Below are 26,067 nucleotides of genomic sequence, written 5' to 3'. Positions count from 1 at the left end.
TGCTCAGCCAGCTCCTGCGGCTCGGTACTCGGCATAGTCGCGATGTCGGCATAGATCAAGCTATGCGGATATCCGCATAGGTCGACGAGTTCGGCTACTGGACCATCACCGTCGAGCGCCCCCTCCTCGACGAGGACCGGCAGCCGGTCGTCGACCGCAAGGGCAAGCCCAAGCCCGATCCCAAGAAGCGCGACACCGAAAACGTGCCGTTCACGTACGGTGGCTCGACGGCCGGTGCGGCAGGCAAGGTCGAGGTCATCCAGACCTACTTCGACACCGAGGTGAAGCCGCACGTCCCCAACGCCTGGATCGACTGGGCCAAGGTCAAGACCGGCTACGAGATCCCCTTCACCCGCCATTTCTACAGGTACGTCCCGCCGCGGCCACTTGCCGAGATCGACGCTGACCTGGAGAAGCAGGTCGCGAAGATCCTGGGCCTCTTGCGGGAGGTCGAGGGATGACCCGGTTCGGCGCAGCAATGCAGAAGATCGATGAGCGGATCCCTGGCGTTGATCTCCCGCTCATGTCTGTGTCGCAGACCAAGGGCGTGGTGCGACGCAGCGAGCTGACAGACGCACCTCAACGAGCAGAGTCACTCGACGCCTACAAGGTGTGCCGCAAAGGGGACATCGTCTTCAACAAGATGAAGATCCGCTCTGGCGCGATGGGCATCGCCCATGAGGATGGCCTGGTCACCTATCACTACGAAGTGATGCGTCCTCGGGAGGACATGGATCCGCGCTACATCATCCATCTTATGAAGTCTTCGTGGTTCACCAGCGAGCTCATCGCACGTGAGCGTGGGATCTCAGCCGGAGGTGAGCACGGCGGCATTCGCACGACCGAGGTCCCATTTACCGTCCTTCGGACGATCGACGTGCTCCTTCCAGAGATCGACGAGCAGCGCGCCATCGCCGACTACCTCGACCACGAGACCGCCCGCATCGACACGCTCATCGAGGAGCAGCTGCGCCTGATCGAGATGCTCCGGGAGCGGCGGCAGGCGGTTGTGGACGCAGCCTTCGATGCTCTCGGCGAGCCCAGTGTGCAACTGCGCCGGTACATCAAGTTCCTAACGAGCGGGTCCCGCGGTTGGGGCGACTACTACGCTGATGACGGCGAGCGGTTCCTGCGAATCGGAAATCTGCCTCGTACGAACCTGAGCATCCGGGGCGAGATCCAGTTCGTTAGCCTCCCGGCTGACGTGACCGAAGGCTCGCGGACGATACTGGAGGCAGGAGACCTGCTCTTCTCCATCACCGCCTACCTGGGGTCCGTAGCCGTGGTCGATGGCGATTGGGTCGGTTCGTATGTGAGCCAGCATGTGGCCCTCTGCCGCCTCGATTCAGACCGCCTGTACTCAAGGTTCGCGGGGTGGTTCATGCTGACCACCGCAGGCCAAGACCAACTTAACCATGGAGCAGCAGGCGGGGCGAAGATACAACTCGCTCTCGATGACATCAAGGGTCTTCGGGTGCCGGCGGCGTCCGTAGCTGAGCAGCATCGCATCGCGGTCCATCTTGACGAGCAGACGGAGAAGATTGACGCGCTCATCGCAGAGACGCAGCGCCTGATCGAGCTCGCCCGCGAGCGCCGGTCGGCACTCATCACCGCTGCCGTGACGGGTCAGGTCGACGTACGAGAGGCCGCGTGATGGCTGACCACAACGAGATCGTCTTCGAGACGGAGATCTGCGAGCACCTCGCGGCCCACGGGTGGCTGTACTCGGCGGACGACACCGGCTATGACCGTGAACGGGCGCTGTTCCCCGAGGATCTGTTCGCGTGGCTGGAGGCGACGCAGAAGTCGGCGTACGAGAAGGCGTTGAAGGCGGCTGGGTCGCAGGCGAAGTTTCTCGACGTACTGGCCACGGCGCTTGATAAGCCGCTGGAGCACGGTGGCGGGATGCTGAACGTCCTGCGTACCGGGGTGCAGTACATCGGCGGTGGTCGGTTGAAGATGGCGCAGTTTCGTCCCGAGACGACGCTGAACGCGACGACGAACGCCGAGTGTGCGGCGATGCGGGTCCGGGTGATGCGGCAGGTGCGTTTCTCGACCGCCGACCAGCGAAGCATCGACCTGGTGTTCTTCGTCAACGGGCTCCCGGTCGCGACGGTGGAGCTGAAGACCGACTTCACCCAGTCGCTAGACGAGGCGATCCAGCAGTACCGCAAGGACCGCAACCCGTTGACCAACGGTCGGCGCGAGCCGCTGCTGTCGTTCGGGCACCGGGCGCTAGTCCACTTCGCGGTCTCCAACAACCTAGCCGCGATGACCACCCGGCTGGAGGGTGAGAAGACGCAATTCCTGCCGTTCAACACCGGCTTCAACGAAGATGCCGGGAACCCGCCAGGCGCGGATGGGAGGGCGGCGACGGCGTACCTATGGGAACGGGTCTGGGAGAAGCCCGCCTGGCTCAACATCATCGGCCGGCTGGTGATCGTGGAGACCAAGGAGGAGTGGGACGTCACGATCGGCACGTCGGTGCGCCGCACGAGCATGCTGTTCCCACGGTTCCACCAGTGGGAGGCGGTCACGAACATCGTGGCCGCCGTGGCTGAGGAGGGTGTCGGCCAGCGTTACCTGATCGAGCACTCCGCGGGGTCGGGGAAGACAAACACGATCGCCTGGACGGCGCACCGTCTCGCGCGGCTCCACGTCGATGATGAGAAGGTCTTCGACTCGGTCATCGTGGTCGTCGACCGCACGGTGCTCGACGGGCAGCTTCAGGACGCGATCCGGCAGATTGACGGCAGCAAGAAGATCGTCGCGACGATCAGCCCCGAGGACGTGCGCAAGGCCGGTGCGAAGTCGAAGTCCGGCCTGCTCGCGCGGGCGCTGAAGAACGGCGAGCTGATCATCGCGGTGACGATGCAGACCTTCCCGCACGCACACGATGAGATCCGGACCGACTCCAGCCTGAAGGGCAAGCGGTTCGCCGTCATCGCGGACGAGGCGCACTCTTCGCAGTCTGGGCGGATGTCTTCGAAACTAACGCAGGTCCTGACCGCCGAGGAGATCAAGGAGATCGAGGACGGCGCTCCGATCGACGTCGAGGCGGTCCTGGCCTCGGAGATGGCCGAACGGGCCGAGTCGGAGAACGTCTCCTACTTCGCCTTCACCGCAACGCCAAAGAACAAGACCCTGGAGCTGTTCGGCCGCAAGGGGCCGGACGACAAGCCGCGCGAGTTCCACCTGTACTCGATGAAGCAGGCGATCGAGGAGGGCTACATCCTCGACGTGCTCAAGGGCTACCAGTCCTACGACACCGCGTTGAAGATCGCCGGCAAGGCCGAGAGCGGCGACGGTGGCGAGGTCGAGGAGTCGGCTGCGCGCAAGGGGCTGATGCGCTGGGTGCAGCTGCACCCGACCAACATCAGCCAGAAGGTGCAGATCATCGTCGAGCACTTCCACGCCAACGTCGCCCATCTGCTGGAGGGCAAGGCGAAGGCGATGATCGTCACCGACTCTCGAAAGGCCGCGGTGAAGTACAGGAAGGCGATCGACGCCTACATCGCCAAGCGGGCTGCCGAGGACGCGTCGTACAACTACCGGGCTTTAGTCGCGTTCTCTGGGTCGGTGTCGATGACCGAGAACGACGAGTGGAGCCAGGATTGGGGGCCGACGCCGTCGGAGGACGACGAGTTCACCGAGGCCAAGATGAACCCCGGAGCGGGCGCCGATCTGGCTGCTGCGTTCAAGGGCGAGACGTACAAGATCATGCTGGTCGCCAACAAGTTCCAGACCGGCTTCGACCAGCCGCTGCTCTCGGCGATGTACGTCGACAAGAAGCTCTCCGGGGTCACCGCCGTGCAGACGCTCTCCCGGCTCAACCGCACCCACCGCACCGCCGGCGGGGAGCAGAAGGCCAAGACGTTCGTCATCGACTTCGCCAACGAGCCCGAGGACATCAGGGCCGCCTTCGAGCCGTACTTCACCAACGCCACCCTGGAGACCGAGACCGACCCGTACGTTGTTGTACACCTTGCGAACAAGCTCGCCCAGGCGGGGATCTACACCGAGGAGCAGGTCCGCCAGGTCGCCGAGCTGTGGGTCACCCGTAAGGGCAACAACGCGCTCTCGGCAGCCATCAGCCCAGCTCAGCACGACTTCCGGCGTCGCTACGCGGTAGCGATCGAGGCCGAGGACAAGGTCACGCTCAACACCCTCGACCTCTTCCGCAAGGACGTCTCCACCTACGTGCGGCTCTATGACTTCATGAGCCAGATCGTCGACTACGGCGACTCGTACATGGAGATGCTCTCGATCTTCCTCCGGCTCCTGGAGAAGGTCATCGCCGAGTCCTCGTGGAGCGCCGACGTCGACCTTTCCGACGTGGTCCTGGTCGGGGTGAAGCACACCAAGAAGATCGCGGTTGACATCTCGCTGACCGGAGACGGCGAGCTGAAGGGTATCAGCGCAGCAGGCACCGGCACCAAGAAGGAGCCGAAGTACGTCGCGCTCCAGGTCGTCATCGACAAGATGAACGACCTCTTCGGCGCCGAGTCCTTCGCCGAGTCCCAGATCCGGGAGTTCGTGCAGGGGCTCGTGCAGCGACTGCTCGCCGACCCGGACCTGGTCCAGCAGACCCGGGTGAACTCGAAGAAGCAGTTCATGGAGTCGAAAGACTTCCAGTCCGCCGTCACCGAGGTCGTCGCCGCCAACCAGGAGGCGCACAACACCATGGCTGACTACTTCTTCACCGATGGGCCTGCGATCAAAGGGATCATCATGGCGCTCGCCGACGCATTCTACGAGGCTGCGATCGATAAGGGGGCAGATCGGCCACACTCAGAATCTTGAGGCATCCCCTCACAGTTCCTCTGGAACCGCTCCGGGTCTGCTGGAGGCTCTGGAGTGCCCCGAGTTCCTCACCGTCACCACCGATGGTTTGTCGGAGCCGTGGAGCTATGCATCGCTGATTGCGCCGCCTGCCGAGGTGCCGGTCACCTTGAAGGGTGTCAATACTCCGTTCACGGTCGTGAGCTGCGGGGTTTGTCTCGGCTTCTTGGCCTAAGCAGTGGCCTGGGTCAGGCATGCTCGAGGCTCGTGACGCTCCGTCTCTTCTATCTGATCTTCTGCCGCATCGTGGGTGGGCTGACGCTGATGCCCCGTAGCGACGCGTTCAAGAACATGGAGTTCCTCGTCCTGCGGCACGAGGTCGCCGTGCTGCGCCGTCAGATTGGCCGTCCGAGGCTGTCGTGGGCGGATCGAGCGGTGCTGTCCGCGCTGGCCAGGGGACTGCCGGCGGTGCTGCGTGCTCACCGACCGGTGGCACCGGGGACGCTGCTGCGCCGGCACCGGTGTCTGATCGCACGCCACTGGACCTACCCGCACCGGAGGATAGGACGGCCTGCGACCGATCCGGCGGTCGTGGCGTTGATCCAGAAGCTGGCACGGGAGAACCCTCGCTGGGGCTACGAACATATCCGTGGCGAACTGCGGCATCTGGGCCATCAGGTGAGCGGTGCGACGATCCGCCGCATCCTGAAACGGGGGCGCTTGGGTCCGGCGCCGCGACGTGCCGATGACCGCTGGCGCGATTTCCTCCGCACCCACGCCGCGAGCACGCTGGCTTGTGATTCCTTCACGGTGGACACCGTCACGCTGCGCCGGTTGTACGTCTTCTTCGTGGTGCAGGTCGGCACCCGGTTCGTGCACGTGCTCGGCGTCACCGCGCACCCTGATGGCGCTTGGGTTGCCCAGCAAGCCCGTAACCTTCTCGCCGACCTGAAGGGCCGGGCCGGGACGTTCCGGTTCCTGATCCGGGATCGGGACACCAAGTTCACCAGCAGCTTCGACGAGGTCTTCGCAGGCGACGGCATTCACGTGCTGAACCTCCCGCCGCGGGCGCCTCGCGCGAATGCGTTTGCCGAGCGATAGGTCCGCACCGCCCGCGCGGAATGCACCGACCGGCTGCTGATCTTCGGCGAACGGCACCTTCGCATCGTGCTGGACGAATACGCCGATCATGACAATCGCCACCGGCCGCACCGTTCCCTCGCCCTCCGAGCTCCCACCAATGATGGCTCCGACGTGATCCCGCTGCCGCTGGGCCGGATCGAGCGTCGTCACGTTCTCGGCGGGCTGATCAACGAGTACCAGCGAGCCGGCTGACCAACGGGGTTGCAGTCATGAAAGAGGCAGGTCAGGGCCTTGGGCCGAGTTTTGACACCCTTCACCATCTTTTCACCGTCGCGCCGCAGACCGGACTCATACAGCCCCCCTTCTCGGACATCGGCGAATGGGCAAGGAGGTTTAAGGGTCTACCGACCGCTTGGCAGTTGTCCACGGCCCGCAGGTTCGGCCAGGGTGGGCCGGTCGGCATTGGCGATCTCGGTGGCGTACCGGTGATGATCTGGCCGCAGCGCAGGATTCGCAGGAAGGCCAGCTCTCTCGCCGCTGGACTCCGTCATGTCACTGGTCTCGCGACGTGCTACCAGCCGGGTTGAGCGTGATCGCTACCGCTAATTCCCGAGGAGTTCCTCCTCAACCCCCAGTTCCTCCACGAGTTCGGCGAACGCTTCTCGGATTAGGCGATCGACTTGCTGCTCGACGGCGGCCGGGAGGCCGCGGTGGCCACTGATGGCGATACGGCCTTCAGGAGCGAACTTTTCGTGCGGGACCTTCGCGAAGGCCTTGGCGACTGCAGCGGAGCGGATCGAGCCTCGTTCCTTCTGCTGGGCAACCATGTCGGCGCGCTGCTTCGCCCTCCGACAGTTTCGGGACTCGCCAAAGTCGACCTGGAAGCCGTACTCAACGAGAAGACTGGAAAAGGCGGAGAAGGAACCATCGAGATCAGTCCCGAACTGGTCAGGGAGATCAGGGATGCGCTCTATGAGAGTGAGGTACCAGCTGTTCCAGACCACGGACCTGAACCCCGCCAACGCCACACTCATGACCAGGGCTTCCGTGTTCTTCTGAATCGGCGCCGGTTGCGGTGGGCCCCATCAGCAGGGCGGATCATGGGGTGCATCCGGCACATAGCGGTCCCATTCTGCGGTGGTCAGCGGGTCACCGGCTCGTGTGCAGAGGTGCCTGGCCACCTGCTCCGGGTCAGTCATCCACAGGCGTACGGTCGCGTCAGCTCCGCCGGCGGACAGCAGGCGGCCATCGGGGCTGAAGCTCACCATCCATACAGCGCTGCTCGCGCCGGCGAGGGTCGCATACGTCACCGGCTTTTCCGGGTCGCGGACATCCCACAGCCACACGGTGCCGTCTCCGCCTCCGGCGGCCAGGGTGTCGCCGTCAGGGCTGAAATCCAGCCAGTAAATGGTGTTGTTCGGCCCTGTCAGGGGCACACCGAGACGCCTGGGCTGCCCGCTAATGTCCCACAGTTGGATGGTCTTGTCGGCGCTGCCGGCCGCGAGGATGGGTGCGCGCGGGTTGAGCGCAACGGAGTAGACCTCTTGGCGATGGCCGGACAACTCACCGATCTTGATGGGCCGCCGGCGATTCTTGATGTCCCACAGCCAGGCTTTCTTGTCGCCGCTGCCCGCCGCCAGAAGCCTGCCATCCGCGCTGAACGTCGTCGCGTACACCTCGGCTTCCGGCTCATCCAGCGTGGCGAGTGCGACAGGATCGCCCGGAGTGGTGATGTCCCACAGGCGCAGCGCGTCGTCGTCGGCGGCCGCCGCCACCGTGGTGCCGTCCGGGCTGAAGGCGACCGACTCGACATTGTCGACAGCACCGATCAGCGGCTTGGGTAGCAGCCTGGGCGTACGTGGGTCGCGCACGTCCCAGACGTACACGGGGCCTGTGGTAGTGCCGGCGGCCACGAGATGACCGTTCGGGCTCTGAGCTGCGGCGCCGGACAGGCAGCCAGCCGGAGCGCGCAGCGCGGGACTGAGGGTGAGGGGACGCCGCGGGTCTGTCACGTTCCACAGCCGGATCAAGCAGGACGCGCCGAAGCTCCCGGCCAGCAGCCGGCGACCATCGGCGCTGATGTCGGCGGTAAACACGATGTCCAGCGGATCGGTGACGGGGTCGGTGATGAGCGGGCCGGGCAACTGCCAGAACCGGGTGACGCCGTCCTCGCTCCCGCTGATCAGCTGCATGCCACCGGCGGAGAACCGCACGCTGGTTACCGGCGCCGGATGTGGCAAGGTCGCTGTGACCCGGCGGGTGCCCAGATCCCACACCCACGCTTTGTTGTCGGAACTGCCCGCGGCGAGCGTCTTCCCGTCCGGGCTGAAGCCCACGGCGTTGACCAGGCCCGCGGGTCCCGTGATCGGCCTGCCCACGAGGACCGGGTGGTCGGCCTTGCTGATGTCCCACAGTCGCACCGATTTCTGCTCCCCGCTGGCGGCCACCGCGAGCGCCGACCCGTCGGGGCTGAACGCGAGACTCAGGACGCTGCTCGGGTCCTTGATCACTGGCCCCACCCGCACGGGGTTACGCGGGTCTCGGACGTTCCATAGCCGTACCGTGTGATCAGCGCTTCCTGCCGCCAGGAACGTCCCGTCCGGGCTGAGGGCGAGCGCCTGCACATCTTTGGTGGGACCGGTGAGCCGCGAGCCGAGGAGCGCGGGCCGCCGCGGATCGGTGACGTCGTACATCGATACCGTGTCGCCGGTCCCGCCCGCAGCCAGAACACCGGAGCCGTACGTGATCGCCAGCGCGTCCTTCCCCGGTCCCGCTATCGGCGGGGAGAGCGGCGTCGGCGCGGCCGGATCGGTGACGTCCCACAGACGGAGAGTGTCGTCGGCGCCGATGACCGCGAGGGTGCTGCCTTCGGGGCTGAAGGCGAGTTGGCGCACCGGGCCGATGCTCAACTGACTCATCGGAGCGGGTTTGTGATCGTCGGTGAGCCGCCAGAGCCTGAGCATGGGATCGCCCGGCTCGGCCCCACCACGCGCCATGAGGCTCCCGTCGGAGGTGATGGCCACGCGCTGCGGGATGCCGACGGGACTCAGCAGACGGGTCACCGATGGCCCTGCATACGAGCTCAGCAGGCTGGACCGGGCTTCCGCCGTCGGCGCGATCCGATAGGCGGCCAACGCCAGCTGCGCTGACAGCGCGGGATCGCTGCTCCGCAGCCGATCGGAGGTGGAGGCGACCTGACGCGATATCGCGACATCACGCTGCTCCTTGAGCTCCTGCTGGCTGCGCAGCGCGAGTACGGTGGCCACCAGGGCCATGGACACGAGCACCGCCAGCCCAGCGACCATGGCACGCAGCCGCCGGGTCCGCGTCCTCGCCTGCCGTACCCCTTCCTCCTCTCGTGCGAGGCAGGCTTGGAGGAACTCGTGAGCCAGCGCGGTCAACGTGTCGTGATGATCGGCCTCCAGCCATTCGCGCACCGCGATCAGGCGAGCCCCCTGATAGAGCAGGCCAGGATCGAACTGCTCCCGTTGCCATGCGGCCGCGGTGTCGATGAAACGTTGAGCGGCGATCAGCCCCTCGCGATCGTCCTCGATCCAGGATCGCAGCCGCGGCCATGCACTGATGAGAGCCTCGTGGGAGATCTCGACACCGTCCAGATGGACCGTGAGCAGGCGCTGTTCCACGAACCCGTCCAGGACGAGCTGGACCTTCGGGGAGGAGTCGGGGCCGAAGTCGCGCAGCAGTGTCGCGATCGCGATCCGGTGTCTGGTGTCGGCGGTGTCCTCTGCGACCCGGACCAGGCGCAGGAAGATTCGCCTGGCCAGGGCTCGCTGGTCCTCGGTCAGCGCCGCGTATGCCTGTTCTGCCGTTTCGGCGACGGCGCCGCTGATGCCACCGCACTCACCGTAGTCCATCACCGTGAGCTTGCGGCCTCGACCTCCACGCCAGGTCATCAGCAGTGCGTGGGAGAGCAACGGCAGCGCGCCCGCGTCGTGCGCGGCGCCCGAGACGCGGCCGGCGTTCACCGGTGCCAGGTCTCGCAAGAGAAGCTCGACCAGCCCCTGTTCGATGTCGAGCCCGGCTTTCCCCGCAGGCTTGACTATCGCCTGGCGTAACTCTTCCTCGGTCATCGGGCCGATGACGACCTGGCCATCTTGCGCGGCCCCGGCAAGCTGCGGGAACTGGAGCAGGTGGGAGTAGAAGTCGGCACGCACGCCGAGCACGGCGAGCGCCGGCACCTCATCCGCATCGTCCTGTCCGGCAGCCGAGCACAGCGCCCTCACGAACGCCCAGCGCTCCTCGGCGTCATCGCACTCGGTGAAGGTCTCCTCGAACTGGTCGACCACGATCACCAGGTGGCCGCCCTTCCGGCAGACTTCGCCGCATAACTGGGGAGTGGCGCGCAGGACCGCCTCGACCTTCTCGCTCCGCTCCCCGGTGAGAGGTGCGAGCTGACCGGCCAAGGTGCGGATCGGGTGAGCGCCGGGTGTGAGCAGGAGGACCGGCCAGTCGAGCGCACTGCCGCGCAGCGCGGGAATCAGCCCGGCGCGCAGCACCGAGGACTTGCCCGCCCCGGACGGGCCCACCGCCACCAGCGGACCCTTATTTCCGGTCAGCTTGTCGCGCAGGTTGTCGACGAGCAGCGAGGTGAGCCGCTCTCTGCCGTAGAACCAGTCGACGTCCGCAGTCTGGAAGCTCTCCAGCCCCCGGTAGGGGGCCAGGGCGCTGGAGGAGCGACGGCCCGGCAGGCGTCGGAGCTCGAGAAGCTTGTCCTGCCACTGCGCGAGGGCGTCCGCGTCAGTCACACCGCACTCGCGCAGGATCGCGGTCAGAATGTGCACTTGGGACACCTTCGGTAGGTGCGCTCCGCCGAAGTAGTCGCCAGCCGTGCTGACCGGTATGTCCACGGCCTCCGCGACGCGCCGAATACTCAGCCCGGCCCGCTCCCGCAGAGTGGTCAGCGCCCTGCCGAACTCCTCTTTGGAGGAGATCTCTCGCACGTCGTCAGACATGACGATCTCTTCTCAGCCATGGGCCCCGGGACCAGAGTAACCCTCCTGGCCTGGATTTCCGTCGTCTCGAACATGTCCGACGTTGTCCGACTATCCATCCAAGAGTGGAGGAAAGAGCCCCGGCTCCCGCACCCTGGAGTCTCACGTATCCGGAGGCACGCGATGGCGGGTCAACGAAGATCCAACATTCGAAACAGGCTGTGGGCACTACTGGGCGGGGCGACGGCAGCGGCGGCCGTGGTGGTGATCCTCCTCGTGATCACATCCACGAGCTGCGCCTGCGGGCCCGCCCCGGCGAAGATCGTGATGATCGCCGAGAAGACCGACCGCGTCGCGGGGCTGGTCCCCCAGCAAGTCCGTGCCAGAGCCCACGCACTGGCCGGCAGCGGCGGCGGCGAACTGCGCGTGTACGCGGCCGGCCGGACGGTCGCCGAGATCGGGCGCATCAACTTGCTCATTACACGGGGCGGCCAGTCCGAGGGCGATGACAAGCTGCGCAGGCTGGGGGTGGATCGCCGGCTCGAATCCCTCGGCGAGGCCATCGCCGCCAGCAAGGTCGGCGCCAGGGGCTTCGACCTGTACGCGGCGCTGCAGGCCGCCGAGGACGCGGCGGCGGAGGGCAGCCGTGACGTGACGCTGGCCACTACGGTCCTCGGCTCGACCGTTCCCCCGCTGGACATGGCGAGGTTGACGGCCGCCGACCCCAAGCAGGCGGTCGAACACGCCATGAAGGGCCCGCTCCGCACCATCGACCTGTCAGGCGTGGTTCTCCGGCCGGTCCTGCTCACGCCGGTGGGCCAGAAACCGCTCAGTGCGGGGAGTGAGGTGTGGCGCGAGCAGTTCATCGTCGAGCTCGGCACCGCGCTCGGCGCGCGAGTCGTAGATCCCGTACGCAACCGGGAGACCTCCCCGCCGTGGGCCCATCCCTCCATGCTTGCCCCTATACCGTCCATCGAGACCGACCCCGGCCCGCGGCGGATTGACGCAGCAGCCTTCCGCCCCGAGACGGCCGTGCTGCTTGACCCTCAGGCCGTGCAGAGCAAGATCAAAAAGATCATAGGCTCGTACGCCGCAGGCTCACATGTCCTGGTCACCGGCTACTGCGCCAAGTTCGGCGGCAACGCGGACAGCGCCAGGGCACTTTCCAGAGACCGGGCGCAGGTGATCACCGACCTGCTCGTCGAGGCGGGGGTGTCGCCCAAGCTCGTCCGCACCGTCGGCAAGGGCTGGGATGTCCGGGCCGACAACGACAAACCGGCCACCGACAAGGCACAGCGGGTGGTCATCGTCGACTTCATACAGGCGAGAGACCAATGACCAAGGACATACGATCATGACCGATGCCACACTCGCGCCGTACAGCGCGCTATGCCCCTACTGCCAGGAACAACAGCTGAGCGGCCGCCTCGTCGGCGAGGAGCAGTTGCCGCTCGGCCAGGTGCTGCCTCCTCTGCCGATCACGGCCATCGGGCTGAGCATCACGACCGCGATCAAATCCGCGCAGACCGGTGGGCCGAAGACCGGCGACGAGTTGCGAGCCACGCAGACCGCGGCCTTCCGCGGCGCTCTGATGGAGCTGCAGGAGGAGGCGTCCAGGAAAGCCGCCCTACACGACAACGGCATGCTGATCAGCGGGCAGAAGGCGATCGAACAGGCTGACTCCGGACAACGGATCCTCTCCGACCTGCCATCGGCCGATGAGGCTCTTACCGTGCAGCAGGACGATCAGCGGCTCGCCGCCGACCGCGAAGCGGATGGAGACAACGACCACAAAAGCGTGGCCCTGCATCGCGGCTGGGTCCGGTTCCTTGCCTGCATGATCGCGATCCTGGACGTGGCGCTCTATTGGGAGTTCATCTTCAACCTGGGCGCGCTCGACTCTGCCATCGCGGTACTCAAGTGGGCAGCCGCGGGGTGTCTCGCGGTGATCTGGGCGACCGCCATGGACTACACGCTCCATGCCTACCAGGGCCGCGAGCGCACCAGCCGGGAGCGCCGCTCGACGCTACGCGATTTCCACCGCTCTCATCGCCGTGTACCCTCCGGCCAGGCCGCCCGCGCTCAAGACGCCGCTATCAGGGCCAGTATCGAGGCGGCGGACCACGCCACTCGCCACGCCTACTGGCTCGTGCTCGTGATCATCCTCGTCAACGTACTGTTGATCTCTGGGCGGGTGGCGTCGATGGTGCGGGTGGCTGGCCGCTCCGTCCCCGAGGCCACCATCTTCGGCATGGCTGCCGGGCTGTTCATCTGTCTGATCTTCGCAGCGGTGACCATCCTGCTCACCCGGGGCAACGATCTTGGCGAGCAAATGCGGGACAATGCGGCGAGGCTGGCCGAACTCGCGGATCGCTACGAGGACTCGGTTCAGGACGCGGAGGACGCTGCGGTGCGGTCGGCACAGTCGCGCGCACTTGCCAAGCTCGCCGGCGCCCACGGCGTCGACGACAGGCTGGGGGTTATGGCCGCTTACTGGCGGGCCATGGAGTGGGCCGCCGCCGATTTGAGCCTCGCAGTGCCGGTAGGCCCTGAGGACGTCGTCGCCCGTCCCATGCCGATACAGGAGGAAGGCTTGGAACGGGTGGAGCAGGCAGGAAAGGACCTGGACGGGCTGCGGGAGTCGCTGCAGGACGCGAAGAAGACGCTGCGTGCGCTGCGCTCGCCCGTGGGCTCTGAACACATCACGACCGAACCTGAGCCCGCTCTCCCTGCGCAGGCGCCGGAGAACACTCAGACCGTTCTCCGGGCGCTCGCCCAGGTCCACCCGGAAAGACCCACCGCACTCGTTCCCGTCCCCCTGGTCCAGGGGCCGGATTCACCACCGCCGGAGCCGCCGCCGCTTCCACACAGGATTGGATACGTGGCGCTAGCCGGCGCGTTCGTGGGGCTGGCCGCCGCGCTGATCATGGCGCTGGTGACTCCCTCCCCCACGGACACCTCCGGCGGCGTCGTCCTCACCGGCATGCACGTACGAGGCTGAGAGCGCATGCTAACGCTGCTGGTTCTTGCCATCGTGGTCTGTGGTACGGCGCTGCTGGCCGGCCTCGTCGTTATGATCCTTGCGAAGAGACGCCGCCGCGCACGGACGCATACCGAGTTCTGGCGATCAATGGAGCGCCTCGGGTTCGTGTGCACCATCGTGTGCACCCCTATCGCTCTGGTGCTGGCGGCGGTGACGCCACTTGCCACCCAATCTTCCCCTACAGCCTCGTCGGCACCCGCACCATCAAACCCGGAATCTTCGCGAGCCTCTGCATCGAGTCTCAATCCCAGTTCAAGCCCCAGTTCAAGCGAGAGTTCAAGCCCAGAGGAGTCATTGGAGAGTCCGGCCGCATTGCCGTACACGGCCGATTGGTCCCAAGGAATCGCCAGCTGGACAGAAACGGAAGGCTGGAGAGCGGTAGAGGGCAGCCTCGTCAACGACGGAACCTCCTACAGCCATGAAATGACTACCTCTGCCCCGCTGATCTTGGATGACGTGAGCGACTACGATGTGGACGCGGATATCCAGCTCCTCCGCTACTCCGATGCCGGGCTCATCTCCGGTTATGCCTCATTCGGTCTGGTCGTGCGTGCTCAGGACGACGCCGAGGGATATGGCTACGGGCTCGGACACTGCGCCGCCTCTGGCCTGTTTTCCTGCGGCACCGGCCGGGCCGCGAACTTTGCCGCGGTGCTATGGCCTGCCGAAGATCAGCCCAAGGTGATAGAGGCCACGGCGTTCCGGCCGAAATCCTCCTGGCACCACTACCGCGTGGAAGCACGAGGCAATGAACTCAAGCTGTTCATAGACGGTCGGCTGACGCTCCAGGTCACCGACACTCGCTACCCCACCGGTGGGCGCGTGGGTTTGTGGAGTCGCCGAGCACAGATCAACGTCAAGAACTTCAAGGTGACGGCTGCGTAAGCTGCGATTGAGCTCCTGCGCCACCATTCTTCCTGTGCGGCGGACGGCAGGCGGTCGAAAAGCGACACGCCCCAACCCGCGTTCGACGTAATCCCGGGCTCCGCAGTTGGTGGTCACACGGGAGTGCGGAAACGGTGTCTGACCAGGCAGAATAGAGTTACTGGCGAGTATGGCGTGTGCCTACAGCATCGCCGGACGCCTTGATTGCCTCTGACCTGCAAGGATGCCGTCTCGACACGAGAAGATCAAGACTTGTTGTGGCCTGTCCGAGGCGGAACAATGATGTTGGTTCCTCGGTGTGGACACACATCGGAGACTTGCAGCAAAGTCAGGGGCGACACGCCGTCGCAGCGCTCGGCGAAAACGTCTGACCTGCGGAAACGTGAGAGCGGGCCGTAGGCACACGCCCCACTCCTTTGTCATGCCCGTTCTCCCAGGTCAAGCGCTGTATTCCGGCTTCCGTTTGTCTACGAGCTGCGGAAGGCGGGGTAATTCGGCTGTCCTGGAGGTAACGGCGGCGTGCCGTCGCAGGTCACGGCATTAAGCGCTAGCGGGCAGGCCGATGTGTCCTCTAGTAGAGTCGGCTGGCGTGGCGCGCTCAGACTCGGATTTTCGTGGGTGGTACTGGTGGGCATTGGTCGCCACGTCCATCCTCGTGCCATTCGTGGCCATCGCTGTGGTCGTGTTCTTCGTCTCTCAGGGCCGCGAGTACGCCGACCAGTGGGCCAGCATTTTTAGCTTCGTCGTCACCACCCTGATCGCCTCGGCGGCAACGATCGGCTGGTTACGACAGCGGGCCAAGCGCAAGGGTGATCTCGGTACGTTGGACGTGGCCGAGCCCGGGGCGGATGCTGTAGCGGCGCGTGCCAAGCGGCTGGCCGTCAAGGTGGAGCAGGTATGGAAGTCGGAGGAACTGCGGCAGCGTCTCTTGGACCCGGAGCCTCTGCCCGTCACCTGGCGTACGGTTGGCCCGCCGGTCAGCGACCACTGGCGGGTCATCGGTGGCAATGACCTGCCCATCGACCTCGACGGCAGCCTAGACGACCTCTATCACACGGTTCACACCAAACTTCCCCGGACGCGCTTGGTCGTGCTCGGTGAACCCGGCGCCGGCAAAACTTCGCTGGTGATGCGCTTCGTCCTAGCCTGTCTGTCCGCCCGCGAGCAAGCCGACCCCGTTCCCGTCATCCTGCGGCTCTCGACGTGGACTCCCTCCAACCAGCCCATCGCTGGCTGGATCTACGCCCGTCTGGTGGAGGACTACGACTGTGACCCCGCCGAGCCGCTTCCTCTGAATCGGCTCCTGCTCATCTTGGACGGCCTTGACGAGATGCCCGCCTCCGAACGGGAGCAGGCTCTCACCCAGATCAACGCCGCCTTCAGCGCCAGGTATCCCCTTGTCCTGACCAGCCGTACCGCGGAATATCTAGCCACCGTTGAATCCCAGCAGGCGGACGTCCTCACGGCGGCGGCCGTCATCGAGATCAAGCCGCTCGACGCCGCCGCCATCCGTGGCTACCTGACCATCACCACGAAACCGGCCCGGCTGCCTGAATGGTCCAACGTGTTCGCCGAACTGTCCGCTAACCCGGACAGCGAACTCGCCCGCGGCTTATCGACTCCGCTGGCCCTCTCGCTAGCCCGCGTGGCCTACGCCGAACGGGCGGCGAACCCCGACCACTTACTCACCTTCACGACCAGACGCGATCTTGAGGCCCATCTCCTCAATGAACTTGTGCCAGCGCTCTACTCCGGATCGGCCCGCCACTGCGGTCGCCGCCCATCCGGCTACCCAAGTCGCTCCGGCCGCTCCAGCGCGTATGAGCAGCCCAACCTCGCCTGGCGCTCGGACGCCGCGCATCACTGGCTATCCTTCCTGGCCCGATACTTTGGTCGGCGGGGCATCTCCTCGCTGGGGCTGATCGACGTCGTCCCACCCTCGATCTACGGCATGGTCCTCGGTCTCCTGTCAGGGCTGTGCGCTGGTACGGCCTTCGACATAGCAGCTGGCCCCGCCACGGGCGCCCTCCTCGGAACGGCCATGGCCATGGCCACCTTCGTCTACGTTTTCGTTCAAGACCGTCGAGAACCGCCCCCCTCGAGCCAAATAACGTCGTGGACCGCGACATCGGCCCTCTTCGCCTTCGTCCTCGGTCTTCTCACGATGGGCGCTGACCTGAGAGCCGATCAGGCGGTGGTCATCGCGCTAGGGGCCGCGCTCTGGCTCCAGGTGACGCTCTCCCGCGGCCTGACCGCCGTGCAGGTAGGGCTGCTTGACATGGCCGTCGTGCACACGGCCGTCACCCGGCCGTCTGTCTCCCCGTACACGCTCACCTTGGCCGCCCTCGTGACCATTCTCGCTGTATCCGTCCTGTCCGCCTCCCGCCTCCACTTCTTCCTGGCCCGCGCCATGCTCGCCGCGTCCGGCCGCCTGCCCTGGCGGGTGGCTACGTTCCTCGAGGACGGCTATCAGCGCGGTGTGCTCAGAAGAGTTGGCGACCTGTACTACTTCCGTCACGATCTCCTGAGACAACAGCTGACCCACAAGGAATAGCCCCTCGCTCTACGTCGCCACGATCCGCGCGGGCGGCGGCCTGAAAGCCCCGAACAACGTGGTCCTGGGCGCCGAGACCGAGCGGATGAATCGGTCCGGAGTGGTGCTGTCGTCGGCGATAGCGCTGGTGATGGTCAGCAGGCCAGCCGTGGCACAGCGAGGCGTCGGTGATCCGGCCAAGACAGGCCGAGTCGGTAAGAACGCGCACGACGGTGTCCTCTGCTGCGAGTCGACCGGCTGGGTTACTCAGGGCGATTGCGGCCATCTGCTGGGGCGCGGGCGATGCTGGGCTCTCCGTAGCTCCAGGACGGGTGCGCGGCCACCGCCACAGGTGGCTCGGCCTCGGAGAGCAGATCGCGGGTGATCCAGTAGAGGCAGCCGAAGGTGTCCAGCCAGCGTGTGAACACTGCGATGGCGTCGTTCTGTCCCGGCACCTGAACGCTGTGCCGGGCGGGGAGGGATAGAACGGCCAAGGTCCCGCGATGCCGTGCACTAGTCGTTGTTGCCGTACCCGCCGTCCATTTCCTCGTCGGCGTGTCCGGCCTGCGACCACCAGCCTGACGGCTCCTGGCCGTCGATGTAGACCGGTCGCGACAGGGAGGTCGGGTAGGCCAGCACCTTCTCCAGCAGCGGCGAGGCGTGGTAACGGTGTCGGTGCTGAGGTCTAATACGACGGCTGGTCAGGTTAAATCTCAAGCTTGATCTCTTCGGCGCTTACCCTCTTGCGGCGCCCTCGGGCCAGATGACGGTCACGGGGAAGCCGCGTTCCCGGGCCTCGTGCACGACCTCGGCCGTCCCGCCCGAGCCGGTACCGGGTTGTCCGTCCCAGACGTGGTTCTGTCAGCGAGTTCCGGAGCCGGATGTTGGTCAGCGGCTCTGAGTGAGGCTGAGGAAATCTGCCGGTGTTGATGAGTTTGAGAGCCACCGGCGTGGTTGCGGTGAGATTATCGATGCGCTACTCCGCGTGAGGAGGCGTCGGTGTCGCGATCGATGTCCAAGGTCGAGCTGTTCGCAGCGATTCGACGGGAGTCCAGAGCCGGCCTGTCGGGCCGCCAGATCGCGATGAAGTACCGAGTCAGTCGCAACACGGTCGCGCTGGCGCTGAAGCAGGTGTGGCCTGAGCAGCGAAAGACGATGAAGCCGCGGGCGACCCGCCTGGACCCTTACAAGATCCTCATTGATCAGATGCTGAGGGCAGACCTGGACGCCCCGCGTAAACAACGCCACACCGTCAAACGGATCTTCGACCGTCTTCTAAGCGAACACAACGCGGTGGAGGTGTCGTATCAGATGGTCCGCGCCTACGCGGACGAGGACAGGTTCGAGCTGGTCAAGGGCACGGGCCTGGAGTACGCCACGATCGGGGACGGCGACGACTACGCGGTGCGCGACGTGGAGCACCCGGGCGACATTCGCAGGCCCGGCGACGACTGGCGCAAGCCCAGCACGCTCCTCTGACGCCAGCCCGTGAAACGCCCCGGGGCAGGCCGTCCGACGCCTCTGGCCACGGGGCCTGTTAGCAGGCGCGGCGGTTGGCCGAACCACACCTCGGTCTCCGTGTCCGGCCGCCGCGCCACCCGGAAGTGATCGACGTGCGATTCAAGTGGTAACCGTACAGATGATGGTGGCTGTACCCTGATCAACTGTTCGTGCCAGCACGATGGCAGGAGACGGGGCATGACTTCGAGGCTGGCCGGTGACGTGGTCGGCGGCCGCTACCGACTTGCCGCCGAACTGGGGTCCGGTGGTTTCGGGCGAGTCTGGCGGGCTCGCGATGACACTCTCGACGTGGACGTTGCGATCAAGGAACTGCGACTGCCGCCGGGGATGCCGGAAACCGAGCGAGCCGAGCGGCTGGCGCGCGCCATGCGCGAGGCCCGCAATGCCGCCCGGTTGCGCAAGCACGACGGCATCGTCGCGATCCACGACGTCGTCATCGACGAGGGCCTTCCCTGGATCGTCATGGAACTGGTCGACGGCTGCTCGCTGAGCGAGCACGTCAGGCAGCACGGACCTCTTCCGGTGGGCAGGGCCGTGGCAGTCGCCGTGGCACTGCTGACGGCGATCGGCGCAGCGCACCGGGAAGGTGTCGTGCACCGCGACATCAAACCGGCCAACGTCATGCTCGCCGGGAGCGGGAAGGTTCTGCTCACCGACTTCGGGACAGCGATCCACTCCACCGACACCGCGCTGACCGCCACCGGGATGTTCATCGGCTCGGCGGAGTACACGGCGCCCGAGCGGTTGCGCGGCAGCGACGGCCTTCCCGCCGGGGATCTGTTCTCTCTCGGCGTGACCCTTTTCCAGGCCGTCGAGGGGGTCTCACCGTTCCGCCGCGATAGCCAGGAAGCGACGTTGGCCGCAGTGCTTCTGGAGGAGGCCCCGGCGCCGCAGCGAACCGGGCCGCTCACGCTGCTCATCACCCGGCTGCTGGACAAGGACCCAGGCTGTAGGCCGACGGTCGACGAAGCCCTGGCCATGGCGGGTGACATTGCAGGTGAGCAGCCCGCAACCACAGTCCGCGTGCGGCGCGACACCAAGATCCTGTCGGCCCGGCCGAAGAAGTGGCAGCCCTTAGGCGTTGCCGCGCTGATGGTGGTCATGACGGCGATGGCGGTCATATCGGCGCTCGGTGTCGCTGGACTCCCCGATGCTGGCGAGACGTGGGAGCACTTCGAGCACTACGGGGACAACGCTGTGGTCAGCCTCGCCGTATTGATCGCCGCCGTTGCCGATGTCGTTCTCGCCGGCTTGGTGTGCGCCGGTTTCGCGCGGTTCCTGCCGGCGAACGTCGGCAAGACCGTCACCGCTGTCGTTGGTGTCGCCGGGCTCGTCTTCGGCTGTGGCGCGACTGCTTTCGCCTTCCATGGCGCTGGCGAGATCTTCCGGAACGCGATGAAGCTCTCCGGGCGAGAGTCCGCGACAGTGTCGCTGGCCTTGATCAGCATCGTCGTCCTCGTCGCTGTCGGGTCGGCCTGGATCTCGCAGCGCCCCGATCGCCGCGAAACGGTCAGATGTCGGACACGATCATGATCGCCCGCACGCCCGCACGATCCGGTCAGCGTCGGATGCCGGTTTGGCCAGCCGAAGCGCCCGGTGATCTCGGCGATCCGCTGTGCCTGGAGCGAGGCGTGTTCGTAGGATCCGTGCATGACGGACGAGAATAAGCGGGCAGTGCAAGCGGCCATCGATGGTGAGTTGCGGCTTCTCGATCCTGAGGTGCGTGCTTCTCCGGCCCTTGTTCGAGAGCTTCTGGATCCGGAGTTCACCGAGATCGGAGCCACTGGGCGCTGGTGGGACGCGGAGTCGATCCTCACGGTGATGGCGGTATCGGTGGCTCCGGAGTCACCGGTCACGGTCAGCAAGATGTCGGGAGTCGTGCTGGCTCAGGGGATCGTTCACCTGACGTACTTTGCTGACAATCAGGGGCGCCGGGCATGGCGGAGCTCTCTATGGCGCCTGACGGAGGCTGGCTGGCGCGTCTACTTTCATCAGGGCACTTTGACTGGTCGCGTTGAGCAGTGATGCCCTCAGGCCAGGAATCCCAGGGGTTTCGGGCGCTTCCCGGGCCGTCAGCTGCCGCTCGGGGTCGGTTTCCTGGTGCGCGAACTGATTGATGAGGTCGGCGAGGGCTTGTAGGTCCTGCCCGGGGAGGTACTGGAGGAGGGTTACCACCGGTTCGAGCACCTTCATCGTGGCCTCGGGCGTGATGGCGTCGTCGTCGCTATGGTCCAGCCTGGTGACGACCTCGGTGAGGGCGCTGGCAAGGGTGCGTTCGAGCGGGGGTCATGGCGGGGCTCCTTGGCCGGGCATCGAGGACTTCGTTGCTACAGTCTGGGCGGCCCAGATGAGGCCGCGACGTACGCCTTGATCAAGGTGTTGTCCTTGGGCGATGCCCCAGAGGAGTCCGGCGGCGAAGGCGTCGCCCGCACCGGTCACGTCGACCACGTCTGCGGGGGCAGCCGGGTAATGCTGGCTGTTGCCGCAGGAGTGCACGGTCACGCCTTTGGCGCCTTCGGTCACGATGGCGGTGGTATTGGCCGGGATGGTGGAGAAGTCGTTGCGGGAGCCGATCAGGTAGCGCATGGCGGGAAGGGTGCCTGGCGGGACGCTGGTAACGAGGGTTCCGTTGCCGGCGAGGGCTTGCGCGGCGGGGGTGAAGGTGTCGTGCCAGGCGGCGAAGTAGACGATGTCTCCTGGGGCTATGGCGGTGGTGGGGATCGCGATGGTGTGCAGCAGGTCGGGCTGGATGCCGATGATGGTGCGTTCGCCATTGGGTTCGATGAGCAGGACCACGGAGGAGGTGTGTCCGGGCAGGGTCTGTACGTGGTGAACGTCGACGCCGGAGGTGGCCAGTGTGTTGGTCATCTTCTGGCCGGCGGCGTCGGCTCCGATGTAGCCGACCATGTGGACGGTCCCGCCGGCTTGGCTGAGTGCGACGGCGACGTTGGCTCCGGTTCCGCCAGGGCGTTCGGCGCTGTCGCTGGCTTGGACGAAGTGGCCGCTGGCGGGGAGGTGGTCAACGTACAGGGCGAGGTCCCAGGCGATGGGGCCGATGATCCAAAAATCAGGCATACGAGGCATGTCTCATGGCCCGCAGTCCGTACGCGAGGGCGTCCAGTGACGCCGGCAGGGTGACTTGCGGTTGCCAGGGGATGTCCAGCGCGTCTTGGCGGCAGCTGAGGATGCCTCCGATGATTGCGGCCACGGTGTCAGTGTCCCCACCGAGGCCGACCGCATACCGCATCGCGGCGACTGGTTCCTGGTGGAGGCTGAGTACGTGCAGGATTGCCCCCAAGGTATCCATGACCTCGAGAGACACCCCGCTTGGGTCCGGTTCCCATCGTTGGGCAGGGCGGATACCGAAGTGATCGAGTTCTTCGTGAGCGACGGCGATGAGCTCCTTGGCAGGGCACCCTTCGAGGGCCCAAGATCCCATGGCGGCCACGGCGCAGGCGGCGGCGATGGCGGTCGGGTGGGCATGGGTGGTGCTCGTCATCCTGGTCACGAGGTCGCGGCGGCGCTCGGTGTCAGTGGCGGGGAGCACCCATCCGATCGGCAGGACGCGCATCATGGCTCCGTTGGTTGCTCCGCCTTCGGCCAGCGGCGATCCTGTTGCTTCGAACCGGGCGACGGCGCGCCGGGTAGTGGGGCCGGCGCCGCGCATGCTGGGCAGTGCGGCGGCGAGGGCGGTGAGGAAGGCGCGTTCGGAGCCGCCGGTGTCGATTAGGTTCTGGGCTAGCAGGATGAGTTGCTCGGTGTCGTCTGAGGTGCTGCCGGTCGGCCAGTGCTCGCGTGGGGTGAGCGTGTCGGTGAGGGCGATGTCGTGGGGTGGCGTCCCTTCCCAGGGCACGCCGAGTGCGTCGCCGCAGGAGAAGCCGGTGAGTCCGTTGAGGATGCGTTGGGCGGGTGGGACGGCCTGGTCGGGGAACAGGCGTTCCAGGACGCCGAATCCGTTCTGGGAGATGGCGTGTCGTCCGCGGTCGGCGTAGCGGACGCGTTCGCGACCGTGGGCGAGGTGGGCGAGGGACAGGCAGGCGGAGGCTACGTCGTAGGGGGTGCCGTGGTGTTCGAACTCGGCCAGCGCCTGCAGGGTCAGCTGCCGAGCGCCGGAGTGGTCGCCGCTGGCCTGGCGTACGTCGGCCTCGCTGTGGGTGACCTTGGCCGCCAGCAGTCCGTCGCCGAGGTCCTGGGCGACGCGGCCGGCCTCGGACAGGCTTTGGGTGGCCTCCTTCAACAGGCCGAGACCGCATTGAGCTTTGCCCAGCCCGTGCAGGGATTGAGCGACCCCGCGAGCGTCTTCGGACGCTTTGCGGATGGAGAGTGCCTTGTTCTGGCTGTCCAGCGCGATCTGCCAGGTGCCGGTGGCTTCGGCGACCAGGGCAGCGTCCTGCAGCAGGCTGGCGTGCAGGGCCTGGTCGCGCATGCTGGTGGGGCGGGCGGCGACGTCTTGTAGCGCCTGGTTGATGAGGTCGCTGGCGCGGTCCACGTTGCCGGAGAAGTATTCGATCTCGCCCAGGAGTTTGGTCCATGGGGTGGGATCGGCTGCCGTGTTCATGCCCTCGGTGGCGTGCTGACGGCCGTCGGCGAAGCGCCCGCAGTACAGCTCGATCTCTGCCAGCCGGAACAGGAAACCTTGCCGGGCGTTCCCTTCGGCCAGGGAAAGCGCGGCTTGTGCCAGCGCTTCGGCCCGCTCGAAGTCGCCCCGGCAGAACGCCACCTCCGCGCGGACCAGTTCGGCGTGCGCGGACCCTTGAGGCAGGCCGTCCACCAGAGCGTCGGCCTGGTTCCAGCGGCCCAGACCCAGGTAGGCGCGCGCCACCCGATACAGGCAGCGCCCGCGATCCTCATCCCGCTCGATCCGGAGCTCGCTGAGCAGGCCGGCCAGGGCCCGACATCGGTCGAAGCGGCCGGTGGCAAGGCTGCGATCCATCAGCGTCACCCAGGCGGTGACGCCCTGCGAGGGGTCGAGCTGACTCAGGTGGTAGGCGGCCTCCAGTTCGGCGGTGAACTCCTGCCGCTCCCCGTAATGCTCGGTCAGCGCCTTATGGGCCTTGCGAACCTCGGACGGACGGACGTTTCGCAGCGATCGGCGAAGGATGTTGTGCATGGTGTAGGCGCCGGTGCCGCTGGAGGTGCCGCCCCGCAGCGGAGAAATGAAGGAGAAGGCGATCAGCTTGCCAAACGCGCCACGGTCCGCGGGGAAGTCCAGGACCTGGCCAAGATGGCGGAAGGTCTCGGCGGAGAAGGCGCGGCAAGCGCTGACGGCGAGGATGCCGTACTCGGCCTCGGGCGGTGTCCACTGCAGCAGCCGGCGGGCCAGGTCGCGTTCCTTGTCCACCAGCGTCGTGAACTCGGTTGGACGCAGCCGCGATCCGGCTGCCAGGGCCACATCGGCGCACAAGCCAAGGAAGTAGGGGTGTACCTCGTCCGGGGCGGTGGAGGCATACCCGACCAGCGCCTCGCGCAGCGCCGGCTCGGCGACACCGGCCAGACTCAGATACTGTGCCGCATCAGCGCTGGAAAGATGGCCGACCAACCGATGATCGACATAGCGTTCCGGAATCGGAAAGACGGGAGCGGCAGGCCATGGCGGGCGGGTACGACCCGCCAGGATGGCCACGATCCCGGCCCCCAGGTCGAGATGGCCGAGCAGACAGCGCAGCCATTCATCGCGCATCAGCTTGTCGGCATGGATCAGGCTGTCGGCATCGCCGATCGCCTCGCCGAAGAACGCCTCGTGGGTGTCAAACAGCAACACGATCCGCGCATGATCGGCGGCCGCGTCGTTGAGGTCCTTGGCGAACAGACGCGGCAACTCGTGCAGCAGGTCTGGTTCGGGCACTAGAGACAGGATCTGCTCCGCGTCCTGTTGGGGGATGCGGCGTTGCAACTTCCTGCGGGAGAACACCTCGTCCATTCGCGAGTTGACCATCTGGAACAGCTGCTGGCCGACCCGCAGGACCGGCAGCGTCAGCACGGCGTCGGCGATCTCCATCGCGATGCTGACCTCGCCGTGCGGGAACAGCTCGGGCACTCGGTGGGCGATGTCGAAGCCCAGCTTGTGCAGGTAGGTGATGGCGGCGAAGTCGAAGCGAGGCGTCTTGATCCCGTGCCGGGCGAGCTGGCGCTTGAGCATGAACAGCGCCGAGAACGCCTCCTGCGGGCGGTTCTCGCCGGCCGGCCGGGCCCCGAAATCGATCCTGGCCGTCGGCACCTGCTCACCATGCTCGGCCAGGCGCTCCAGCAGTTGGCCATCGGACGCTCCACGAACACTCGCCCACCGGCTGGTACGCAGACAGCAGCGCTTCTCCAGATGCCGCAGGAGCAACGACTTGCCGTTACCGCCAAGCCCATGCAAGTAGAGGATCCGCTCCGCGGGTGGATCCTCGTTGATCAGTGAGACGACCTGCCGGGTCAACTCGAAACGGTTCGCGAACAGATCCAGCGACCGGTCATGCGCCACCACCGACCTGGCCGGCCCCTCCTCGAAGATCGGCACGGTCAGCTCGCCATGTGTGCGACTCGCATGTGGTTCCCCGAGAGATGAGGTAAGGACACGAAGCTTCACGATCAACGCCCGCACGGCTGACCGATTCCCGCGCCAAACCGTCGCCTTCGTTCTACACCGGCGAGACGTAGGACATCCACCTTGTCAGCACACTCCGCATAACAACGGCGCAATCAAGAACCCGAGCCTGGTGGTGTGTTAAACAACGGTCAGCAAATTGCATCGCCGTCATGCCGGACGAAGCAGGCCAAACTCATAAATCACCGAGGCTGGGCGCGCGTCAGGATGCGAAAGGGGAGATGAGTCAGCAGGTGTCCACACCTGCCTGAGCTCAGGGGCAGGCGCGGCCGTATCACACTAAGGAGACCCAGCATGGCGCTTCAGCGGATGGACAACGTCCTCATCCTTGTCGACGACCTAGGGCGCGTATTTGGTTGTGATCAATCTGCGGGATCCGCCCTCGTCTCGGGGCCTGATCCGGCAGATCGTCTTGCGTGACGCGGGTGCAACTGACGGACGTGGAGTGGGAGTTCATCGAGCCCTGCCTGCCGATCGGTAGGTTCGGCCCTTACCCCGAGCGGCTGCGGCAGCAGTTGGAGGGCGTGATAGGGCTTCGAAGACACCGGCGTCCCTCCACTGCCGGAAGCGGTTGTGGACTGTCGGCCAGGCACCGAACTCCTTCGGCATCTCCCGCCACTGCCCGCCCGTCCTGAAACGCCCTGCTGGAGGGCTTGATCGCGGAAGCCGCGAAGCGGGG

At 66.1% G+C, this 26,067-nt stretch carries 18 protein-coding genes; 12 read left to right on the top strand and 6 right to left on the bottom strand.

Going from position 1 to position 26,067, the window contains the following annotated elements:
* The first annotated feature begins 203 nt into the window (after positions 1 to 203).
* The 5 genes from ACFPZ3_RS61975 (at position 204) to ACFPZ3_RS61955 (ending at position 6,117) form a co-directional block, all read left to right on the top strand.
* Positions 204 to 461: a hypothetical protein gene (locus ACFPZ3_RS61975; RefSeq protein WP_379523796.1), complete on the top strand. Its 258-nt coding sequence runs from the start codon at positions 204 to 206 to the stop codon at positions 459 to 461.
* Positions 458 to 1,654 carry a restriction endonuclease subunit S gene (locus ACFPZ3_RS61970; protein WP_379523795.1) on the top strand — a complete coding sequence of 399 codons (1,197 nt, stop codon included), beginning with the start codon at positions 458 to 460 and terminating at the stop codon, positions 1,652 to 1,654. The genes ACFPZ3_RS61975 and ACFPZ3_RS61970 overlap by 4 nt, the downstream gene beginning before the upstream one ends.
* Positions 1,654 to 4,803, top strand: coding sequence for a type I restriction endonuclease subunit R (locus ACFPZ3_RS61965; RefSeq protein WP_379523794.1), 3,150 nt, complete (start codon positions 1,654 to 1,656; stop codon positions 4,801 to 4,803). Before ACFPZ3_RS61970 ends, ACFPZ3_RS61965 begins: the two co-directional genes overlap by 1 nt.
* 246 nt (positions 4,804 to 5,049) lie before the next feature.
* Positions 5,050 to 5,883 carry a helix-turn-helix domain-containing protein gene (locus tag ACFPZ3_RS61960; RefSeq protein ID WP_379523793.1) on the top strand — a complete coding sequence of 278 codons (834 nt, stop codon included), beginning with the start codon at positions 5,050 to 5,052 and terminating at the stop codon, positions 5,881 to 5,883.
* 66 nt (positions 5,884 to 5,949) lie between these two features.
* Complete coding sequence (locus ACFPZ3_RS61955) at positions 5,950 to 6,117, top strand: hypothetical protein (protein ID WP_379523792.1); 168 nt, start codon at positions 5,950 to 5,952, stop codon at positions 6,115 to 6,117.
* A gap of 350 nt (positions 6,118 to 6,467) precedes the next feature.
* Here the strand turns inward: ACFPZ3_RS61955 and ACFPZ3_RS61950 are convergent, their stop codons facing one another.
* The gene (locus ACFPZ3_RS61950; RefSeq protein ID WP_379523791.1) at positions 6,468 to 6,899 is read right to left on the bottom strand and encodes a hypothetical protein; all 432 of its coding nucleotides are present in this window, start codon (positions 6,897 to 6,899) and stop codon (positions 6,468 to 6,470) included.
* A 51-nt stretch (positions 6,900 to 6,950) separates the two neighbouring features.
* Positions 6,951 to 10,838, bottom strand: a complete 3,888-nt coding sequence (locus tag ACFPZ3_RS61945) for an nSTAND1 domain-containing NTPase (RefSeq protein ID WP_379523790.1) — start codon at positions 10,836 to 10,838, stop codon at positions 6,951 to 6,953.
* A gap of 255 nt (positions 10,839 to 11,093) precedes the next feature.
* On the opposite strand from ACFPZ3_RS61945, the gene ACFPZ3_RS61940 reads away from it, so the two are divergent.
* The 4 genes from ACFPZ3_RS61940 to ACFPZ3_RS61925 all read left to right on the top strand — a co-directional run bounded on the left by ACFPZ3_RS61940 (position 11,094) and on the right by ACFPZ3_RS61925 (position 17,299).
* Positions 11,094 to 12,155, top strand: a complete 1,062-nt coding sequence (locus ACFPZ3_RS61940) for an OmpA family protein (RefSeq protein WP_379523789.1) — start codon at positions 11,094 to 11,096, stop codon at positions 12,153 to 12,155.
* Positions 12,156 to 12,171: 16 nt separating this feature from the next.
* On the top strand, positions 12,172 to 13,818 hold the full coding sequence (locus ACFPZ3_RS61935; RefSeq protein WP_379523788.1) for a hypothetical protein: 1,647 nt from the start codon (positions 12,172 to 12,174) through the stop codon (positions 13,816 to 13,818).
* A gap of 6 nt (positions 13,819 to 13,824) precedes the next feature.
* A complete protein-coding gene (locus ACFPZ3_RS61930) occupies positions 13,825 to 14,745 on the top strand; it encodes a 3-keto-alpha-glucoside-1,2-lyase-like domain-containing protein (RefSeq protein ID WP_379523787.1) in 921 nt (306 codons plus the stop codon).
* A gap of 589 nt (positions 14,746 to 15,334) precedes the next feature.
* Positions 15,335 to 17,299, top strand: a complete 1,965-nt coding sequence (locus ACFPZ3_RS61925; RefSeq protein WP_379523786.1) for an NACHT domain-containing protein — start codon at positions 15,335 to 15,337, stop codon at positions 17,297 to 17,299.
* A gap of 242 nt (positions 17,300 to 17,541) precedes the next feature.
* Here ACFPZ3_RS61925 and ACFPZ3_RS61920 read toward each other — a convergent pair whose 3' ends face one another.
* Together ACFPZ3_RS61920 and ACFPZ3_RS61915 are read right to left on the bottom strand one after the other, a co-directional pair.
* On the bottom strand, positions 17,542 to 17,772 hold the full coding sequence (locus tag ACFPZ3_RS61920) for a hypothetical protein (protein WP_379523785.1): 231 nt from the start codon (positions 17,770 to 17,772) through the stop codon (positions 17,542 to 17,544).
* A gap of 19 nt (positions 17,773 to 17,791) precedes the next feature.
* Complete coding sequence (locus ACFPZ3_RS61915) at positions 17,792 to 17,995, bottom strand: hypothetical protein (protein WP_379523784.1); 204 nt, start codon at positions 17,993 to 17,995, stop codon at positions 17,792 to 17,794.
* Between the two features lie 282 nt (positions 17,996 to 18,277).
* Between ACFPZ3_RS61915 and ACFPZ3_RS61910 the strand changes: the two genes are divergently transcribed.
* The 3 genes from ACFPZ3_RS61910 to ACFPZ3_RS61900 all read left to right on the top strand — a co-directional run bounded on the left by ACFPZ3_RS61910 (position 18,278) and on the right by ACFPZ3_RS61900 (position 20,824).
* Entirely contained in the window at positions 18,278 to 18,757 is a 480-nt protein-coding gene (locus ACFPZ3_RS61910; RefSeq protein WP_379523783.1) for a hypothetical protein, read from the top strand.
* A 219-nt stretch (positions 18,758 to 18,976) separates the two neighbouring features.
* Positions 18,977 to 20,332, top strand: coding sequence for a serine/threonine-protein kinase (locus tag ACFPZ3_RS61905; RefSeq protein WP_379523782.1), 1,356 nt, complete (start codon positions 18,977 to 18,979; stop codon positions 20,330 to 20,332).
* A 117-nt stretch (positions 20,333 to 20,449) separates the two neighbouring features.
* A complete protein-coding gene (locus tag ACFPZ3_RS61900) occupies positions 20,450 to 20,824 on the top strand; it encodes a nuclear transport factor 2 family protein (RefSeq protein ID WP_379523781.1) in 375 nt (124 codons plus the stop codon).
* Between the two features lie 261 nt (positions 20,825 to 21,085).
* Here the strand turns inward: ACFPZ3_RS61900 and ACFPZ3_RS61895 are convergent, their stop codons facing one another.
* Positions 21,086 to 21,874 (bottom strand): carbohydrate kinase family protein, encoded by a 789-nt coding sequence (locus tag ACFPZ3_RS61895; RefSeq protein WP_379523780.1) that lies wholly within the window; start codon positions 21,872 to 21,874, stop codon positions 21,086 to 21,088.
* Positions 21,867 to 25,301 carry an ADP-ribosylglycohydrolase family protein gene (locus tag ACFPZ3_RS61890; protein ID WP_379523779.1) on the bottom strand — a complete coding sequence of 1,145 codons (3,435 nt, stop codon included), beginning with the start codon at positions 25,299 to 25,301 and terminating at the stop codon, positions 21,867 to 21,869. The genes ACFPZ3_RS61895 and ACFPZ3_RS61890 overlap by 8 nt, the downstream gene beginning before the upstream one ends.
* Positions 25,302 to 26,067: the final 766 nt, after the last annotated feature.

This window comes from Nonomuraea insulae, assembly GCF_042656245.1.
This window is presented reverse-complemented; position numbering and strand designations above follow the sequence as displayed.